Raw genomic sequence first — 19,368 nt, forward strand, 5'->3', positions numbered from 1 at the left:
GGTCATGTGTCCTGCCAGTGGGCCCAGCATGCTTGCCACCGCTGAGGGTGCCCGCAGATGCTCCAACCACCCCAAACCCTGTGGCGAGAGGATTTATCCCCGTTGGGCTGCGCAGCAGCCCCAAGCAGATCGAACTCAATCAACCTGACACACCGTGCCGGATGGTTTCGGGGCTGCTTCGCAGCCCAGCGGGGATAAATCCCCTCGCCACAGATACCCCCCAACACCACAGATATCTCCCCTTACCAGAAATGGACCGCGCTAAAAAGCCAACCCCCTGTTGGCTTTTTCCACACCTGACGCCTCGCCCAGCCCTTGGTCAAAACGCCCATAAAATGAAGCAAATTGGCATATTTCACTGCCCACGCCACCTCCCTAACCTAGATCCCAACAACCTCATCACCCGGATCAAGGACATAACAAAAATGACTGAATACAAACTGGCGCTGGTCGGCTTCGGCGGTGTGAATCGGGCATTGGCTCAACTGATTGCCGAGCGCAACCCACAGTGGAAAACCGAACTCGGCTTCACCCTGAAAATCGTCGGCGTGACCGATCTGTTCCTCGGTTCGGTGATGGACCGCCACGGCCTCGACGCCGCCTCACTGGCCAAACTACCGGCCGTCAAAGGCGCCATGTCACAACTCCCAGGCGGCACCGTCGATGCCCTCAACGAAGCGGTGATCAAAGACTGCGGCGCCGACATCATCGCCGAAGCCACTTTCACCAACCCGGTGGACGGCGAGCCCGCCACTTCGTTCTGCCGCTGGGCGCTGGAGCGCGGCAAGCACGTGGTCACCACCAACAAAGGCCCCATCGCCCTGCACGGCGCCGAGCTCAAGGCCCTGGCCCAGCGCAACAACGTCGCCTTCGAATACGAAGGCTCAGTGATGAGCGGCACCCCGGTCATTCGCCTGGCCAAGCAATCCCTGGCTGGCAGTTCGATCAGCGGTTTCGAAGGCATTCTCAACGGCACCTCCAACTTCGTCCTCACCTGCATGGAAGGCGGCCTCGGATTCGCCGAAGCCGTCAGCCAAGCCCAAGTGCTGGGCTACGCCGAAGCCGACCCCACGGCAGACGTCGAAGGCCACGATGTGCGCCTCAAAGTGGTGATCCTCGCCAACGAACTGCTCGACGCCAAACTCACCGTCAACGACGTCACCTGCCGCGGCATCTCCTCCCTCGGCCTCGACGACATCGAAAAAGCCCGGCAAAACGGCGCGCGCTGGAAGCTCATCGGCGCCGCCACCCGCAATGCCGACGGCTCCATCAACGCCAGCGTCGAACCGCGCCTGCTGAACAACGACCACCCACTGGCGAGCATCAGCGGCGCCACCAACGCCGTGTCCTTCACCAGCGAACTGCTCGGCGCCGTCACCGTTTCCGGTCCGGGCGCAGGCCGCACTGAAACCGCCTTCGCATTGCTCTCAGACATCATCCACATCCACCAATCGGCAACCCGCAAACAGGAGCACACCCTGTGAACGTATCGCGCCTGGCCCTGGCGGTTGTCGAACCGCACATCGAAGTCCTCAACCCATTTGACGGCAGCGTCGTCGGCACCGTCGCCGACGTGTGCGCCTCAGAAGTCCCACACCTGCTCGAGACCGGACGCAGCGGCGTCCAAGCCTGCGCCGCACTGCCGCGTCATCGCCGCGCCAGCATCCTCGAACAGGCTGCCTTGAACATCGAACGCGACGCCAAAGCCTTCGCCCGGCTGATCGTCGACGAAGCCGGCAAGACCCTCAAACAGGCGGAAAAAGAAGTCAAACGCTGCGTCAACACCCTCAAGCTCTCCGCCGAAGAAGCCAAACGCAACGCCGGCGAAATCGTGCCGTTCGACGCCTACGAAGGCGCCGAATCGCGCCAGGGCTGGTTCACCCGCGAACCCCTGGGCCTGATCGTCGCCATCACCCCCTACAACGACCCGCTGAACCTGGTGGCGCACAAACTCGGCCCGGCCATCGCCGGCGGCAACGCGGTGATCCTCAAACCGTCCGAACTGGCGCCGTTGTCGGCCCTCAAACTGGTCTCGTACCTGGTCGCCGCCGGCCTGCCACAAACCGTGGTCACCGTCGCCACCGGCGGCGCCGAACTGGGCAAAGCCCTGGTCGCCACCCGCGACGTGCGGATGATCTCCTTCACCGGCGGCTTCGTCACCGGCGAACAAATCGCCCGCAGCGCCGGCCTGAAAAAACTCGCCATGGACCTCGGCGGCAACGCCCCGGTCATCGTCATGGCCGACTGCAACCTCGACGCCGCCGTCGAAAGCTGCGTCTCCGGCGCCTTCTGGGCCGCCGGGCAAAACTGCATCGGCACCCAACGCCTGCTCATCCACGCCCCGATCTACGCCGCCTTCCGCGAACGCTTCGTCAACCAGGCCCAAGCCCTCGTCGTCGGCAACCCACTGCTCGCAGGCACCGACATCGGCCCGATGATCACCCAACAGGCCGCGCAGAACGCTGAACAGGTGGTGAACGAAGCCCTGCAACAAGGCGCCACATTACTCTGCGGGCACCGTCGCCAAGGCAACTGCTACGCCGCCACGGTGCTGGAGAATGTCGATCATTCCAGCCGACTCTGGCGCAACGAAGCCTTCGCCCCGGTGGTGGTGTTGCAGCCGTTCGAGACGTTCGATGAAGCCATCGCGTTAGCTAATGAACCTGAATACGCGCTTCACGCCGGGATTTTCACCAACGACCTCAGCACCGCGATGAGCGCTGCACGACGGATCGAAGCGGGGGGCGTGATGATCAATGACTCGTCGGATTTTCGCTTCGATGCGATGCCGTTTGGCGGGTCGAAATACGGGAGTTTGGGTAGGGAAGGGGTGCGGTTTGCGTATGAGGAAATGACCCAGCCGAAGGTGGTGTGCCTGAATACGTTGGGTTGATGGGGCAGGTCGTTGGCATCGGGCAGGTTGGTCACCTGCCTGATTTTTTTTGCATCCCAAAGGGCCTCGACTCTTGCACTTCACAAATATTTTTCAGGGGCTGTCGGCCAAATCGTCCTGGCTCATCTAAGCTGAATTTTCCTGGAATATGCGCCAAGTGCCCCCTCACACGAATGCGGCCAACCCGGCTTGCGGCACCGCTCAGCAGCCAGGCGGGAGGAAAGGATGCCGAACGTACTGGTGGTGGTCTGGGACTTCGATACACGCAGATTACGAATCCCGATCAATAATAGCCTTGTCTGCATACAGCATAGAATTGGGGCCTTGGAGTACTTGGCGAAAACGGCTTTCGCCAAAAATGTCGATCAGCATCAACTGGATTACTGTTTGGTCGTTGCTCCCGAGTACCTCTTTTCCAAGGAAAAACCTGCCTCATTCCTTTCGGAAGAAGAAAAAGAAATCATCCGGGCTGCATTGGTGGATGTTTCAAAGAGAAACCCAAGGCTGATACTGGTCCCAGGCACGACGCTTTGGTCCAAATCAATGATGCGGCCAGATTTCAGGATGTTGAAAAGGGAAACGGGGGAGTTGAAATCTCTGGGGCAGGCTAGAAACATCAATAAGAGAAAATATCATGTGGAAATGGATGCGGTGGTGAACGAAATACCACCGACTGACCGCATGAACAAAGGGATTTATGGCGATTACGTAAGGGCTACGAAAGCGGTGATCGCCGAAATGGAATCAAGAGGTCCAAAAGCCAGCGACGGAATCGTCAGGAATACAGGCTTCATCATTTGGGATGGAAACGTTTTTTATCAGCATAAACGCTACCCCAATATCGGGAATGATGGGCTGGAAGAAATGTTTGGGACGGAGTTATGGTTCGATAAGATATTCATGCCAGGCAGTTATCGAGAAACCCCTGCTATCCATGGGCTGCAACTCGCTTTGGAAATATGCGCAGAGCACTTTGTTGGCGCGACGGTTCTGCATAAGAACAACGTCCTGGATTTTCATATCCTGGTCTCGGCCAGTATTACTCTCAATAGACAGCGTTTGGGTGTAAAGCACGGAGGGTATGTGGTTCACGCTGATTCGGAGGGCAGTTCAGTTTACCGACGTGAAGGCATGAACTTGGTTCGACTCCAAGCCATCGATGAAACACCCATAGGGGTGATGGGAATTGAAGCCGGCCGCGCCAGGAGTTTTGTTTGCGCGATTGCCTAGACCGAGCCTGACCCCGTCCGCCGAAAGAGCCGCGGTTGATGTGAAATCCAGAGCCGCGCTCACGCCAGGATTGTGTGACTGAGCGTTCGAAGTCAAAACAACAAACCCACCCCCTCAACCAAGCCATGCCCTTGAATTTTCTACCAAGCGTCAATTGTGCAGAAACCTGCCATGTCGCTAAAACCAAATTTCGACGACACGTTTTATTCTCATGTCGTCGCCAGCGACATGAGAACAGAACGTGTCGCAAAAACAGAAAAACAGCGACACGTTATCCCCTCGTGTTTACACTGACGACACGAGAGGGCGCCTGACTGAACGCCCTTGCCCTTTAATCTAAAGGACCAGGATCGCCCCCATGACTGCAGCCCCTAACGTCTGGCAGGCCGATAAGCCGTATAACCAATTACCGCCCCTGCCTCCGGCAGCCGAATTGGAAACCCGTGCAGTACTCAAACGCTGTATCGAGGCGCGCACGGCCTTGGCTGAGTTGAAGCAGGCGGCCGAACTGATCCCCAACCAAACGGTGCTGATCAACACCATTCCCTTGCTGGAAGCCAAGGACAGTTCCGAAATCGAAAGCATTGTCACCACCACCGACTTGCTCTTTCAGCATGCCCAGGAGGCTGACGGCCATGCCGATCCGGCGACCAAGGAAGCCCTGCGCTATCGCAAAGCCCTGCACCACGGCTACTTGTCACTGGCTGAGCGTCCATTATCCACGGGCACGGCAGTCGAGATCTGCCGCACGCTCAAGGGTGTGAACATGGACATCCGACGCGTACCGGGCACCCAGTTGGCCAACGACCGTACCGGCGAGATCATCTACACCCCACCGGACGGCGAAGGCCATCTGCGTGATTTGCTCGCTAACTGGGAGCGCTTCCTGCACAACGAGACGGATCTGGATCCGCTGGTGCGTATGGCCGTCGGGCACTACCAGTTCGAGGCTATTCACCCGTTCACCGATGGCAATGGCCGTACCGGGCGGGTACTTAATACGCTGTTCCTGATTCAGGAGGGGCTGCTGAATCTACCGATCCTCTATCTCAGCCGTTACATCATTGCCCATCGAGCCGATTACTACCGTCTCCTGCTCGACGTCACTCGTGAACAGGCCTGGGAACCCTGGCTGCTCTACATGCTCAGCGCCGTGGAAGAAACCGCCCGCTGGACCTGTGCCAAAATCGCCGCCATGCGCAGCCTGTCCGAACACACCACCCAATTCGTGCGTGAGCAACTGCCGAAAATCTATTCCCGTGAATTGGTGGATGTGATCTTCGAACAACCGTACTGCCGCATCCATAACGTCGTAGAGAAACAAATTGCCGGGCGCCAGGCTGCTTCTCGCTACCTCAAAGACCTCGTCAACATCGGCGTTCTGCAAGAGGCGCAGGTCGGCAAGGAAAAGCTCTTTATTCACCCGAAACTGATGCAGTTGTTGGCTCGGGATAACAATGAGTTCAAGCCTTATGCCTGACCTTCTCAGCCGAAGGTGGTTTGTTTGAATGCGTTGGGGTGACAGGTCAGGTCGTTGGCATCGGGCAGGTTTGGTCACCTGCTCGATGCTTTTCTGCACAAACCTCACGTCCCCCGCCATCCCCTGTGGGAGTGAGCCTACTCGCGAAGAGGCCAGCAAACCCACCCCGTCAACCAAGCCAGACCCTTGTGGGAGCGGGCTTGCTCGCGAAGAGGCTGGCAAACCCACCCCCTCAACCAAGCCAAACCATTGTGGGAGCAAGGCTTGCCCGCGATGCCCTTCGCTCACTCTCGACATTGGGCTTTGCGCAGAACGCGCAAGCTCAGTTGAACCCTCTATGCACTCCTTCCGCCCGTTGCCCAGTTAAGCGCGCTTTTCATCGAGCGGCGCTCAGAGCACCAACGTGCAGCCAACGTCGCCTATCTCCAGAGGAATGAACTTCTGCGAATGTTCATGGCTGAAACGTATCAGCTCCAAGAAAAAATCAAAATATGCACAAGTGCATTTTTTTTGCTTGACCCGCATGGGTGAGTCTCTATAAGGTGATTTCACTGTATGCACATACAGTATTTCTAAATCGCTATTTATTTGAATCCATTCATGGACGAGGCAATAACCTATGAAAACCACCACTGAAAAATTCGGTGTAACCCCCCATCAACCCAGCCTTTGGACCCGCGCTGATGCGTTGAAAGTCCGGGCAGACGATCCCACCACCACGCAGCCGCTGGTCCGCGCGGATTTCCCGGTACTGAACAACGACGTGTTTATCTGGGACACCATGCCCCTGCGCGACCTGGACGGTAACGTGACGTCTGTCGATGGCTGGTCGGTGATCTTCACCCTGACGGCCGATCGTCATCCAAACGACCCGCAGTACCTCGACGAGGACGGTAACTACGACATCCTCCGCGATTGGAACGATCGTCACGGTCGGGCAAAGATGTACTACTGGTTCTCTCGTACCGGCAAGAACTGGGAATTCGGTGGCCGTGTGATGGCCGAAGGCGTTTCGCCGACCGCTCGCGAATGGGCCGGTACGCCGATCCTGTTGAACGACCGAGGCGAAGTGGACCTGTATTACACCGCCGTCACTCCGGGCGCGACCATCGTCAAGGTGCGCGGTCGGGTGGTGACCACTGAACACGGTGTCAGCATGGTCGGCTTCGAGAAGGTCAAGCCGCTGTTCGAGGCCGACGGCAACATGTACCAGACCGAAGCACAAAACGCGTTCTGGGGTTTCCGCGACCCGTGGCCATTCCGCGATCCGAAAGACGGCAAGCTGTACATGCTGTTCGAGGGCAACGTGGCCGGCGAGCGCGGCTCGCACAAAGTGGGAGAGGCAGAAATCGGCGATGTGCCGCCGGGTTATGAAGATGTCGGCAACTCGCGCTACCAGACCGCCTGTGTCGGCATCGCCGTGGCCCGCGACGCGGACGGTGATGATTGGGAAATGTTGCCGCCACTGCTGACCGCCGTGGGCGTAAACGACCAGACCGAGCGCCCGCACTTCGTGTTCCAGGATGGCAAGTACTACCTGTTCACGATCAGCCATACCTTCACCTACGCCGACGGCGTGACCGGCCCGGACGGCGTGTACGGTTTCGTCGCGGACTCGCTCTTCGGCCCTTACGTGCCGCTGAACGGATCCGGCCTGGTGCTGGGCAACCCGTCCTCCCAGCCATTCCAGACCTACTCGCACTATGTAATGCCAAACGGCCTGGTGACCTCCTTCATCGACAGCGTACCGACCGACGAAACCGGCACGCAGATTCGTGTGGGTGGCACTGAGGCTCCAACGGTGGGCATGAAAATCAAAGGGCAGCAGACCTTCGTGGTGGCCGAGTACGACTACGGTTACATCCCGCCGATGCTCGACGTCACACTCAAGTAATAGCGACGCAGGGGGTTCAGGCAGCGGGTTTGCGGTCGATGACAAAACCGTTGTGGATATGATCGAGATATCCCGCCTGATTCATTGCGATGTTGCTCGCAAGCCCCATTGAACAATGAGTCGTAACCCTCTTCGCGACTGGCTGCAAGGATGCAGCCAGTCGCGAATGCATTCCCCAGCGACGTATGCACACAAGCTCCTCTGTGGGAGCGAGCCTGCTCGCGATAGCGGTGCATCAGCAACATTCCAGCCAGCTGTTTATCGTGACTCCACGAGACTAGCCACGACCGACATCGCCTTGCGCCATTGCCTACAACTACGCCAGAATCCGCCGGCTTGTGCGTCTTGGAGGGCGTCGGTAGTTTGAGTCCTGTCACTGAGCATCAGTGATCGGGTTTAGTCGCCCGTCTCAACCTAAGGCGTACCAAGTCCCGTCGGACAGGCTGTGCTGTTCCTGTATTGATGGTGGCTGTGCGCAGGGCGCCCCCGGGCGCGCCGGGATTCTTAGGTTCACCGGTCGACTAACCTGCGCACAGCTGCCGCCCTCTCGTTTAGTCGCGAGGTGGTTGCAGCACCACTTACAGGAACCTAAGTCGATGGCAAAAATTACACCGAACCCTCCGACTGCCGATGAGCATGTGTCTCGCGCTCAGTCTGCTCGTAACAACAAGCTTGATGATGCTGCCAACCGGGCGTTGGATTACTACCTGAAGCCTACGCCGAAGAACGAAACGTCTGACAAACCCAACACCATCTTCCGTATCGCACCGGATATTGATTCGGAATGTCTGCTTGCCAATCTCAGCGAAAACCTGGCTTCGGCGAATGCCATGATCAGTGATCTGGCGTTTGGTCTTGAGGGATCACGACGGCATTTTGCGTTGGGAATTTTGCAGGTGATTGAGGTGAGTGAACTGCTGGCGAATCGGGCTTTGGATATTGTTGAGGTGAGGTAGCAAGGGGCGGCGCTTACCCCGGGTATGAAAAAAAGGTCTTGCATGGCAAGGCCTTTTTTATGACTGCGCAATTGGAACAGCCTTCCATCACTCATCATCAAAATAATCTCGATCCAATGCGGGAAGCTTTAGTAAGCGTGAAGTAACACCCACCTCATGATCCATCATCAGGTTCACCAGACGGTTGCCGTCCACTAACACAATACCTTCCACTGACTTGGCGAAATCAATCGCGAGAGCGGTAAAACCTGAAGTAGTAATAAATACGCCTCGCTTCGCTTTCTGCCCAGCGAGCGCCCCGTAGAAGGCCTGTAGCTCAGGACGGCCAACGGTGTTCTGCCAGCGTTTGGCCTGAACGTAAACTTTCTCAAGTCCTAGCTTGTCGAGCGAAATGATCCCGTCGATCCCAGCATCGCCGGAACCGCCCACTCGCTGAAGATCATTGCGGCTCGCGCCATAGCCCAGACGGTGCAGCACGTCCAGCACGATCACCTCAAAACGGTTGGGAGATACTTGCAGAAGATTGTCTAGCAGATCCGCGGCAGTAGCTTCTCGCAACTCTTGCAAAGCTTGTTCGAGGCGGTCATCAGGACTGGCGGTGGCTGAAGTAGCATCCGGCTCCCCGGGAAGCGGTTCATCAAGCAGAACGGCATCTGCAGCGACTTTCAGTGTCACATTCTTATAACGGATGGCTAGACGTTCCACTTCGTCTTGAGGCAATGGCTCCGCCCTGGTTTGTGCGTAGGTCATCCCCGCATCAGTCAGCTTCCAATAACCACGTTTCGCGCTGCTGGATAAACCGGCACGTTTGAGTCGGTCATGAGCCCAGCCGGCTCGGTTCTTATAAGTGGCCTGGCCGCTGGCGATTAATTCCTGTCGTTGTTCTTCGGTGAGCTGGAGAGCCTTCGCCGCTGCTTCTTGCACGTCGCGCGCGGGAGCGCCTTCGGGTTTGGTGGCTAAGAAACGGAGCAGTGGCTCGATGAATTGGTCGTAGGTGGGAACGGGCATAGAGGCCTTTTTGTGCATAAGCTAGAGAAGTGATGGTCGCCGTCCTTCGATGGCCCCCTGAATCTCATCGGCTACTTCGGCATCAGCGATTGAGGAAGGTACTGCGAGTATTTACTGTGAAGCAGTGCTATGCCGTCGTCTTTTCTGGCTGTGTAGTCCAGTTTTTTTCGAAAGGCATCTAGTCTAGCGCGGGAGGCACCGAGAATTTCGCTCCATGTGGCAAGACCAATCCTTAGATTTGGCTCATCATGGAAGAAACCGAAGGCTTTTCCCTGCTGACGAACTGACCGTGCCGCTTCTTCAGTAATTTCGTTCGATACGGCGAGGAATGTCCAGTGAGTGTTGTGTTTGTCGAATCTTTCATCCGCTGCTACTGCCATCGCATAACTCTCTATCTGCGCTTTCACCTCAAGGTCAATTTTCTGTGATGGACGCTTCAGCTCTACGACCAAGTATTCTCGACGTGTATTCGCATATGCAGGTACCTCCCGGCCTAGTAGCAAATCGATGACTCCCTGTGAGCCATCATCTCGGAGCACCGCTTTTGTCTTTCTAGGTTTTTTCTCGGACGGCCGCAGTTTGCCCAGGTGTTTGCGCAGGACAGTATTTAGATTCTCATCGCTACTGGTAAGCAGGTATTCCTCGCCAAAGATCCAGGTCTCACTCTCCAGCATCCGATGCAATTGTGTGCGTTCCTTCAGTTCTCGTTTTGATTCCGAGTCGAACAGAAGCTCGTGTAACCCGACTAGAAATTGCAGCCGATCCGTGACTAACTTGCTTGCTTCGATAATGGCTGACAGAGTGGTGTACTGAAGTAAGTCGGCGAGCTCCGATTGTTTCTCTCTCGGAAGATCTAAAACTTCCGTAAGAATACGCTTCAAGGCTTCGGGGTTTTCATCAAGAGCTGTTTTGATCATTCGCAGTGTGAATTGGCGATTCCGTAGATGTCCTTCACGAAAAGAGTCCAAGTACTGATGTACGTTCAGAGCGCAGATGTCGAAGACTTCTCTTCGGGCTTGCTCTAACTCGTCATCAGCATCTCCTGTGAAGGGATAGACCCCTTCATCTTTCCACTGTTGAACCAACTCCGATGCAGTCTCTGCCTTTTTGCGGCGAAAATGAGCGCGCATTGCTTGGCGTGCGCTGTCGACAAGGCGACGGAGGTCGGCATTTAAGTCATCAAGCGCAAGCAGGTTTTCATGCTGCAGTTTTGCAATATAGTCTGAGCGTAAGAAAGCCGTGAAATTAAACTCTCCTCCGGGACGGATACCCGCCTCAACCTCGTGAAGGGCAAAACCATCACTGTCGCAGAGGCATATCCGCCGCTCTTTCTTTGCGAAACTCCATTCAACAATATCGAGTTTGGCCTGGATCTCGGTTCCATCTATTGCTTGGAAGACTGGCAATTCGACAGAATCATGCGACTTCTGAACCGATTTTGGATCAATGCGTTCATTACGAAAAGTTATGTTCGTGGCTGGGTAATTGCGCAGGTACAGGGCAAAAACCTCGGCAAACTGTCTGGCTGCGGAACCATCTTGCGTTAGTACCCCTAAAGAGTCTTGCAGATTCGAGATATGTACTCTGGTACCGCGATGTCGGCCTGCCGGTGCTGGATGAGCTTCTTTGATTTCGAAGTCTTGCAGACTGCTCGCTTGTCCTTTAATTACGTGCTGAAGCAACCTATCAGCGTCCTCAAGAAATATGGTGTCCCAGATCACATCTTGCCCCAGCGCGAAGGCTTTGAATCGACCCTTACCATTTCTGCCGTGTAATTTTTTTTGTGTCCCCGTAGTTGCTCTATGATCTCTTTTCCATGAACCACCAAGGTTGCCGAAAGCCTGCTCTGCTTCCTGCACAGTGATGCCGTTCCCGTTATCCAAAACCTCGATTTCCACTGGACTTCCCAGCTCGTTGTCAGTGATTCGGATATGCACCTGGTCCGCATCGGCGTCCAATGCATTCCAAATAAGTTCGGCTAGGGCGTTGACTGGCTTTCCGCGAGCGAGTGACTCCAGATGATCCGGCTGCGCTTGAACATGAACGTATTTTGATCCCGTCCGGTGCTTCGCTGTCTCTTCGCTCATCGTGCTATCCATGTTGTTCTCTTGATCCAATTTATTTAGTTCAGAACACCAGCGATTACGTCATCTACGCTGCTAGCTCTGCCGAAGTGCAGGCTAGCCTCATTCCTCGCGAGTAAGCTGAAGTGGGCGGTTCCGCAATCAATCTTCGCTTGTTCAACTGGGCGAAGGTCATCATTGAACAAGCTGCTCTTAGTTTCTACTACAAAATAAAGGCGCTCGGCACCGTCTTGCTCAACCAGAATGGCCCAGTCAGGGTTGTAGCTACCGAGAGGGGTAGGAATGCGGAACCAGCCGGGCAGCTTCGCGTACACCTTAACTGCGTCGTTGTATTCAAGTGCTTGCGCGAAGTCACGCTCTGTTCCTGAGTCGTATACTACGTGCTCGTAAACGGATTTCTTAGTATCGAGTAGCATGTTTTTCAGGTAGCCGGTCAGCTCCTGCTGTTCGAATAGCTCCTGCGCATAGTAACTGTCGTCTCCCAGCTTCACGTACCTGATGCCGTCTACCAATGCTAAGCGCTTACAGCGGTTAATGATTTCGCCCGCCAGCTCAATAAACTGCTGAGGGTTGCGCTTAAAGTCGTCCAGACGTTTGCTTTCTGTAAGTACGCGCACAAGAGTGCGGCGAGTGAGCTGCGTGCGGTCTTGCAGGTCGGTCAGAATATCCGGTAGTTCGATATTGCTTTCGTCAAGGGTGACAGTGTAAGCACCTCTTTTCTCGTTAGCCTCTATACCCGACTTGCCAATTGCCAAGTCTGCCTTGCGCCACTGTAGGCGCGGGCGGAAGACGGCAGGGGCTTTCTGTAGGTTGCCGATGCAATCGGCGATCAACTGTTCGTTGTTGAAGTCGACGCGATAGGTGGTCTGATGTTTTATTCGATCCCAGAGGGCTTTGAACTCCTCGCTCTGCAGTACTGCTTGGCGAGACGGGACTGCACGGCGCTCATCAGCGTTTTTGATCTCCAGACGACCGGATACTTTCTTCAATAGCTCGACTATTTGGGAGCGTTGGTCCTCGAATTCGGGTGGTAGTTGAAGCAAGCCATCTTTGAGTACTTGCTTCAGTGAGTCTTGAACTTTTCCTTTAGTATCAATGTATTGTTGAGCTTTGAGGAAGTCCCAGAGCACTTTGGACTGTTCAAAACCAAGAGGCTTGGACTCGCCTTCTGCATTGGTTATTGCAACGGCTGCGAACTGGTATTGTTCGACGATGCCGAAGCGGATCCCTGTGTCATCTTCGATCTCTTTCTGCAGGTTTTCGGCGAAGGTTTCATAGTTCTCTGTGGCAATCACGGTTAGTGTGTTAACTTCGAAACCGCGCACCCGCTCGCCGCTTTGATTGACGCATAGACGCAGGCCGCGTCCAATGGTCTGCCGGCGCTCGCGCTCGGATTGAATATCGCGCAGCGTACAGATCTGGAATACGTTGGGGTTGTCCCAACCTTCCTTGAGCGCAGAGTGGGAAAAGATGAATTTCAGAGGTGTGCTGAAGCTAAGCAGCTTTTCCTTTTCCCTCATTATCAGGTTGTAGGCGCGCTCAGCGTTTTCTCGGTTACCAGCATTGTTCTCAGTGGTGTTAGACCACCCACCCTTTTTGTCGATGGAGAAGTAGCCGTTGTGGACCTCTTCAGCGCTATGGTTGAGGTCGATCTCACTGAAAAGACTCTGATAGTCCGGGTGTTTGGCGAAGCGTTTGTATTCTTCTTCGAAAATGGTCGCATATACGCCTTTCACCGCATTGCCGTCGGTATCATATTGGCGATAGCGTTCGACCGACTCGATAAAAAATAAAGACAGCACCTTGATGCCCATGGGGCGGAGGCGCTTTTCCTTGTCCAGGTGCTCTTTAATAGTACGGCGGATCATTTCGCGCTGAATGGCCAGTGGCTCCACGCCGCCATGAACGTCACCGATGCGCAGGTACTTCTCGCCGCCAGGGTAGCGTAGCTCGACGAACTCCTCGCCTTTGGCTGTGTAGATTTCACCGATGCGAATATCCTGATAAACCGCTCGCTTGGTCGTTTGTTGCAAATCGTCACCGTCGTAGACCGTGACTTCTTGAGTGACCACACTACCAGTAGCTGTACCCACATCCAGTTCGATCTTGGCGGAGATGGTGCCTCGCTTGTTGTTCACTGCCACCAATCGAACAAATGCCTTGTTGTGGGCATCTTCCACGGTGGCTGAGGCAACCTCGATCTGCTTCACCAGGCGGCGTTCATAAGCGTCAACCGCATCTAGCCGGTAGACCATCTGGTGTTTGTCTACATGGGTTGCGGAATAGCGCAGGGTACATAGCGGGTTCATCGCATCCAGTGCGCTTTTACCAGCACCTTTGAGGCCTCCATCCACGCTCTGTGGCTCGTCGACAATCAGAATCGGTCGGGTAGCCTTGATCAGATCGATGGGCTTCTCGCCACCCGTCTTCTCGCTGTCTTTATAGAGGTTGTTGACGTCCTTCTTATTAATCGCGCCTACGGTGACCACCATGATCTGGATGGTTGAGCTGGTCGCAAAATTGCGAACTTCACCGAGTTTGTTTGAGTCGTACAGGAAGTAATCGTAGGGCACACCTGCGTAGAGGCCCTTGAAGTGTTCTTCTGTGATTTGCAGGGATTTGTAGACGCCCTCCTTGATTGCAACCGAAGGCACAACAATGACGAACTTGGTAAAACCGTAGCGCTTATTCAGCTCAAAGATACTGCGCAGATAGACGTAAGTCTTTCCTGTACCGGTCTCCATTTCGACGGTGAAGTCGCCTGAAATAAGCATGCCGGAGGGCGGTAGCCCGCCACGTAGCTGAATATCGTTCAAATTCTTATGTAGTTCATCGTCGAGCAGCGTCAGGCGATTACCCACGCCAAGGTCGGATTCTGCGATGCCCAGCGCAAACTGCTGTGGTGTTGTGCCGGAAAATAGATCAGTTTCTGCTGGGGTGGAGGTCTTCATCGTGACCGTAAATTCGGTACGGCAAGCTTCCTGTCCTCGGAACAAATCGCAGACTGCTTCGATCGCCTGTAATTGGTAGTCGAGATCTGGTTCGAAGTGCAGTTTCATGTTTCATCCATATACAAGTTCGCCCTTGCGTAAGCGCGAAGAGTGCCTGTCAATCGGTTACTTCGATTCGTGCTGAGCGATGTCGTTAATGAACATCAGCGCGAACCCCGTTAGGTGGACGCAGTATTGACTCAGGCGCTGAGCGAGAGAGGTTCAATCCAGCCTTTGGCTGCCAATATATCAATGGCGATACCAATTTGACGTGGTGTGAATTGCCTCTTGCGAACGTTCCATGCGTAGGTGTGGGCGACAACCTCATCGACGCTGGTTACGGGCTCGCCTTGCTTGACGATCCAGTGCACCGTGGCGAGCAGCTCTAAGCCAAAGGGCGTTTCAAACCCTTCCACTAGCTCTCCAACTCGGTCAAATCTGGCACGAGTCTCTGCATTCGCTTCCAGGAAGGCATTCGCCTCCTCGACTGCGCCAGGCACCAGTGTTAACGGCTTGTCGGGCGTATCTCCACCATCGGCATAGCCAGCAACCAAGTGCCCCTCAATTGTCCGCAATACATGTCGCAGGTTCTCAGCATAAGGGCCGTAAGCGGCTTGTACGTATTTAAGGCGCAAGGGTTCGCCCGACGCCTGCATGAAGTACATCAGTTTGTGCACTTCCAGTAGGCTGATCGTCGGATCAAGTAACCCTCGCACATAGCGACTCATCAGCTCGACAAGTGCGGCACGCCCGGCGGTCATACTTGGCACTTCACGGCTGTGGTGCATTGTGTCTGCTGCTGGTGCACCGTTAGGTTCGTAGATGCGAACACGCACATCCGGCAGGTCAGTCATGGCCGCCTCTATACGAGGGCGCACGTCGGCCCAATTTAACCCGCCCAAACCGCTACCCAGAGGAGGGATTGCGACTGATCGGATGCCACGGCTGCGTATTTCAGTCACCAGAGCGTTGAGGCCCGTGTCGATGTCCTGAATGCGGCTCTTACCGCGCCAGTGACGCTTGGTAGGGAAATTTATGATGTAGCGCGGCAGCGTGAGCTGCTCTGTATCGAATACAAACATCCGACCGGGCTGTACCTCATTGCGCTTGCAGGCAGCCTCATAGGCTTTGAAGTTCTCTGGCCACATGTTTTTGAACTGCAGCGCAATGCCACGGCCCATTACGCCGACACAGTTCACTGTGTTGATGATGGCTTCAGACTCATCCCGCAGAATGTCGCCGCTGGTAAATTCGATCATGACTGACTCTTCATTCAGTAATACCACTCAGGGCGTAGCTCGACTGCCGGTCTGTGCTCTTGTGCAGGCAACACATTAGCTACTTGCGTATAAATTTGCCTGGACTGCACTCCGATTCGCTCGAACAGATGCCAGGGGAAGGTATTTTCGAGCAAAAACTCGGCTTGCTTGCCTTCCTTGCACTGACTCCATTGCCGGGATTGCACGGCATTCCAGTCAACCTCATTGAGTAGGGCCAGATCGGCTCTGTCTTCGAAGTAGTAGGCCCCAGCGTTGGATAGTGTGAACGCCCAGCGTCTGGCCTGAGCGTTGGCCCACTGCACTGCCGCACGTAGGTCTGCTTCCAAATGCACGATAGGTCCTTGCCCTCCTTTGTAGGTTAGATCCTGATGTTGTCGATAAATCAGATACAACATCACCGAACGCGGACAGAAGTAGAACGGCACGCATTCGCCCACATGCAAGGCCGGATGGCTGGCCAGCTCTAGCTGAAGTCGGCGCTGCTTGATGTGGTTCATGCCAATGACCGTACCTGGCAATGCCTGATTCAACAGTACTGCATCGGACAGCAAGCCTGCGCTGGCAATGATGGACGGTAATCGGTCCACATGGCAGATATGGTAGATCTTGGGTTGCGCAGGCACTGTCATTTTTACAGGCTCCGCACGTTCTTGATGCCGGCTTGGTTGAGGATGGCAGCAAGGTTAGTTTTGGCTACGTCATCTGCAAATGCGCTGTCGCGGAATACACAAGTGCAATCGCCGGCAGGTGAGTTTTTCTTATGTAAAGCAATAATGCCCTGTGCCAGGTCTTCAACTTGGCTGCGGGTAATCTCTTCTGCAAGACAAACTAGCAGTACACCATCGCCAATGCTGTGTATTGTCTTTCCGGCAACTTGCTGGGGGGCTATAGGGACACACAGATCTAGACCGAGCTTGAGCAGCAACTCGTATAGAACATCGGTCTCAGTCCGTCCCGTGACCAGATGCTCCTGATGATTGAAGAGAGTTTGAGCAAGATTCTCCGGAGTAGGGCTCCATGCACGTATATTTGATGTGTTGAGCTTAAATACCCGAAAGCCAGTATCTCCAGAGAATAATCGGTTTTCTTCTTTTATTTTTGCTGCCGCTCGGCGAATTCGCTCCTTGGTTAGTTCTGCAATGTTCTCGGCGATGCCTAGGTTTTTGCAGACCATTGCGGCTGCTTTTTGAGATTTTTCAGATATATCAAGAGGTTCGGGAAGTTGCACACAGATAAAGCGACGAGATTGCCCGTCGATTACGTTTTGTTGCATTACCGCCTGTGCAGTAGATCCTGAACCTGCAAACAAGTCCAAAATAATGTCATTTTCGCTCGTTCCCAGCAAAAAACAGGTCCGCAAAAAATCTATCGACTTAGGAAAGTCGAATGAGTCACCGGGCAGCAGTTCTTTGAGCGCACGCTTTCCACTGTCTGTAGAGAATTCGCCGCCCATCCAGACTGACTTGGGTTTTGAAGTTCTTTCTACTGCACCTTCGTCGTCCTCGTCGTCCTCATCTACTTCGTCAACGGCGATAGAGGGGTCGAGATATATACGATGCTCAACATCTAATCTTCCGCTTCGGTCTGAGCGCTTAGGATGCATCCAATTTAGATATGCCTTAACTCGATCCGCTCCCCACCGCCACCGGCCTTCGGATCCGTCACCACGTATAGGTAAAATTTTAATGTCTTCTGGGGTCAGACGCTCAAGTGATACCCGGCCCGACTGTTCGTTCCAGTAAATTGGGAAAAACATATTTGGTCGGTCTTGCCTCTTGTCAGGACCCCCGCGTTTACGCAGATCACGCAAGGCATATTTAAGACCGCTATCATCTATATGTTTGAACGCTGCGCGTTGTTCCTCTGTGAGTGGCAATCCATTGGATACAAATTCAGTTCCAGAATAAATAACAACATATTCATGACAGGCGGCTATATGCTTTTTGTCGTTGCGGCCTTTTAGGTTGTTCACAACTGTTATTGTTGCTACGAAATTTTCTTCCCCGAATATTTCGTTCGCGAGTGTCCGGAGATTGTTGAGTTCTCTATCATCTATGGATATAAAAATGACGCCGTTGCTTTTCAGCAAAGAACGCGCGAGCTTCAGGCGGGGATACATCATGTTGAGCCAGTCAGTGTGAAAGCGACCGTTGCTCTCGGTGTTGCTGCTGATTTTTTGGCCGCTTTCAATCTGGCCTGTAAGCTCTAAGTAATTGCTTATGTTGTCTTGAAAGTTGTCGGGGTAAACAAAGTCCTTGCCAGTATTGTACGGTGGATCAATGTAGATGAGTTTGATTTTGCCTGCGTAGCTTTTTTGCAGCAGCTTAAGCACTTCGAGGTTATCTCCCTCGATCATTAGGTTTTGCGTGCGCTCCCACTCCACACTTTCATTGGGGCAGGGAAGCAGCGTGCCGGTGCTGGGGGTAAGCGCCAGTTGGCGGGCTGCACGTTTGCCGTGCCAGTTGAGGCCGTACTTTTCGTCCGCGTCTGTTGCGGTGGCGTCGCCGACCAGCTGCTTGAGCACATCCTGATTGATGGCCACGCCGTTGGGGCCTTCATTAAGCAGTTCAGGGAACAGGGTTTTGAGTTTGGCGATATTTTCGGCCTTGAAGTCGGCGCTGTGCGCTTCCGGCGACTGGGCGTCGATTTTTTGCATGGTCATTCTGCTAATTCCCTCACGGTCTGCCTGCACGTACTTGTTCGCAGGCGCGGTGTAATGCTGGTTAGCATGGTATTCCATTTCGGCATATTTTGGCGTGTGCATGGGGTTCTGGCGGCCTATTCGCTGCGCCGATAGGCTTATAGCTTTGCTTGAGCCTCGCCGAGTGCCCGTTGTAACTGCTTCAGTTGCAAGTTCAGCTCAACCTGACGGGCAATCTGCTGTGTATTTTTAGCCTTGCCGCGCAGAGCGAGGATTTTGGTTTCCAATTCGCTGCAGACCTGCAGTGCCAAATGTCGTGTTGTGGCGTCAAGTTGGCATTGGGCGACGCGAAAAATGCCAGTGTGCTGCGCGGCCTGAAGGGCTTGCAGGGTATCAATCCAGCCTTGGTAAAAGGCTTTCAGGTTGCTGCGTGGCTGGTGATCTATTCCCATTGCATTGAGAAATGCAAGGGTGAGCTGAGACGGCAGGGTCAGGCTTTGAGTGAGTATCGTGCCGTCCAGCACAATCTTGCCCGCTTCGTTTTGTGCCCAGCGCTTGTGGCTGAGGGATAGTTGTACGGAGTTTCCCTGAATGCTCAACAGCAGCGCTGGGTGTGGGACTGCACGGTGTAGCAGTTCGACGAGCCTATCGGTGCGAGCATCGGGGCGCAGGATCATTTGCAGCACGGCGACTTCAACGTATTCGCGCTGCGCGTCGCGGAGTTCGGGTATGCCGCAGTTGGCTGGCTTTAGCGCCGCAATCCAGTAGATCTCTTCAATACCGTCACTGATCTGCTTTCGGTCAGATGCGGTCGGCATTAAGTTCTCGATCAGCAGCTTCTTGGATATGCGCTGATTGACCTGCGCATGCTCAGGCAACTGCAGCGCTGCAATGATGTCCTTGGCAGTCACG

Annotated in this window: 13 protein-coding genes; 6 read left to right on the top strand and 7 right to left on the bottom strand. The window is 54.6% G+C overall.

Annotation, left to right across the window (positions count from 1 at the left end):
- Positions 1-425: 425 nt before the first annotated feature.
- The 6 genes from AC30D9_RS26325 to AC30D9_RS26350 all read left to right on the top strand — a co-directional run bounded on the left by AC30D9_RS26325 (position 426) and on the right by AC30D9_RS26350 (position 8,453).
- Entirely contained in the window at positions 426-1,484 is a 1,059-nt protein-coding gene (locus AC30D9_RS26325) for a homoserine dehydrogenase (RefSeq protein ID WP_490145157.1), read from the top strand.
- On the top strand, positions 1,481-2,893 hold the full coding sequence (locus AC30D9_RS26330) for an aldehyde dehydrogenase family protein (RefSeq protein WP_490145158.1): 1,413 nt from the start codon (positions 1,481-1,483) through the stop codon (positions 2,891-2,893). The genes AC30D9_RS26325 and AC30D9_RS26330 overlap by 4 nt, the downstream gene beginning before the upstream one ends.
- Before the next feature lie 225 nt (positions 2,894-3,118).
- Positions 3,119-4,123, top strand: a complete 1,005-nt coding sequence (locus AC30D9_RS26335) for a hypothetical protein (RefSeq protein ID WP_490145159.1) — start codon at positions 3,119-3,121, stop codon at positions 4,121-4,123.
- Between the two features lie 358 nt (positions 4,124-4,481).
- Positions 4,482-5,603, top strand: a complete 1,122-nt coding sequence (gene fic, locus AC30D9_RS26340; protein WP_490145160.1) for a protein adenylyltransferase Fic — start codon at positions 4,482-4,484, stop codon at positions 5,601-5,603.
- 619 nt (positions 5,604-6,222) lie between these two features.
- Positions 6,223-7,497: a glycoside hydrolase family 68 protein gene (locus AC30D9_RS26345; RefSeq protein ID WP_490145161.1), complete on the top strand. Its 1,275-nt coding sequence runs from the start codon at positions 6,223-6,225 to the stop codon at positions 7,495-7,497.
- A gap of 596 nt (positions 7,498-8,093) precedes the next feature.
- The gene (locus tag AC30D9_RS26350; RefSeq protein WP_490145162.1) at positions 8,094-8,453 is read left to right on the top strand and encodes a DUF6124 family protein; all 360 of its coding nucleotides are present in this window, start codon (positions 8,094-8,096) and stop codon (positions 8,451-8,453) included.
- An 87-nt stretch (positions 8,454-8,540) separates the two neighbouring features.
- On the opposite strand, the gene AC30D9_RS26355 is transcribed toward AC30D9_RS26350, so the two are convergent.
- The 7 genes from AC30D9_RS26355 to AC30D9_RS26385 form a co-directional block, all read right to left on the bottom strand.
- The gene (locus AC30D9_RS26355; RefSeq protein WP_490145163.1) at positions 8,541-9,461 is read right to left on the bottom strand and encodes a restriction endonuclease; all 921 of its coding nucleotides are present in this window, start codon (positions 9,459-9,461) and stop codon (positions 8,541-8,543) included.
- A gap of 71 nt (positions 9,462-9,532) precedes the next feature.
- Positions 9,533-11,560, bottom strand: a complete 2,028-nt coding sequence (locus AC30D9_RS26360; RefSeq protein WP_490145164.1) for an ATP-binding protein — start codon at positions 11,558-11,560, stop codon at positions 9,533-9,535.
- A 23-nt stretch (positions 11,561-11,583) separates the two neighbouring features.
- The gene (locus tag AC30D9_RS26365) at positions 11,584-14,604 is read right to left on the bottom strand and encodes a type III restriction-modification system endonuclease (protein ID WP_490145165.1); all 3,021 of its coding nucleotides are present in this window, start codon (positions 14,602-14,604) and stop codon (positions 11,584-11,586) included.
- Positions 14,605-14,735: 131 nt separating this feature from the next.
- A complete protein-coding gene (gene darG, locus AC30D9_RS26370; RefSeq protein ID WP_490145166.1) occupies positions 14,736-15,794 on the bottom strand; it encodes a type II toxin-antitoxin system antitoxin DNA ADP-ribosyl glycohydrolase DarG in 1,059 nt (352 codons plus the stop codon).
- A 14-nt stretch (positions 15,795-15,808) separates the two neighbouring features.
- Entirely contained in the window at positions 15,809-16,444 is a 636-nt protein-coding gene (darT, locus tag AC30D9_RS26375) for a type II toxin-antitoxin system toxin DNA ADP-ribosyl transferase DarT (protein ID WP_490145167.1), read from the bottom strand.
- Between the two features lie 2 nt (positions 16,445-16,446).
- Positions 16,447-18,579 (bottom strand): site-specific DNA-methyltransferase, encoded by a 2,133-nt coding sequence (locus AC30D9_RS26380; RefSeq protein WP_490145168.1) that lies wholly within the window; start codon positions 18,577-18,579, stop codon positions 16,447-16,449.
- 35 nt (positions 18,580-18,614) lie between these two features.
- Complete coding sequence (locus AC30D9_RS26385; protein WP_490145169.1) at positions 18,615-19,367, bottom strand: DUF4391 domain-containing protein; 753 nt, start codon at positions 19,365-19,367, stop codon at positions 18,615-18,617.
- Between the last annotated feature and the right edge of the window lies 1 nt (position 19,368).

This window comes from Pseudomonas sp. DF11 (genome assembly GCF_058148565.1).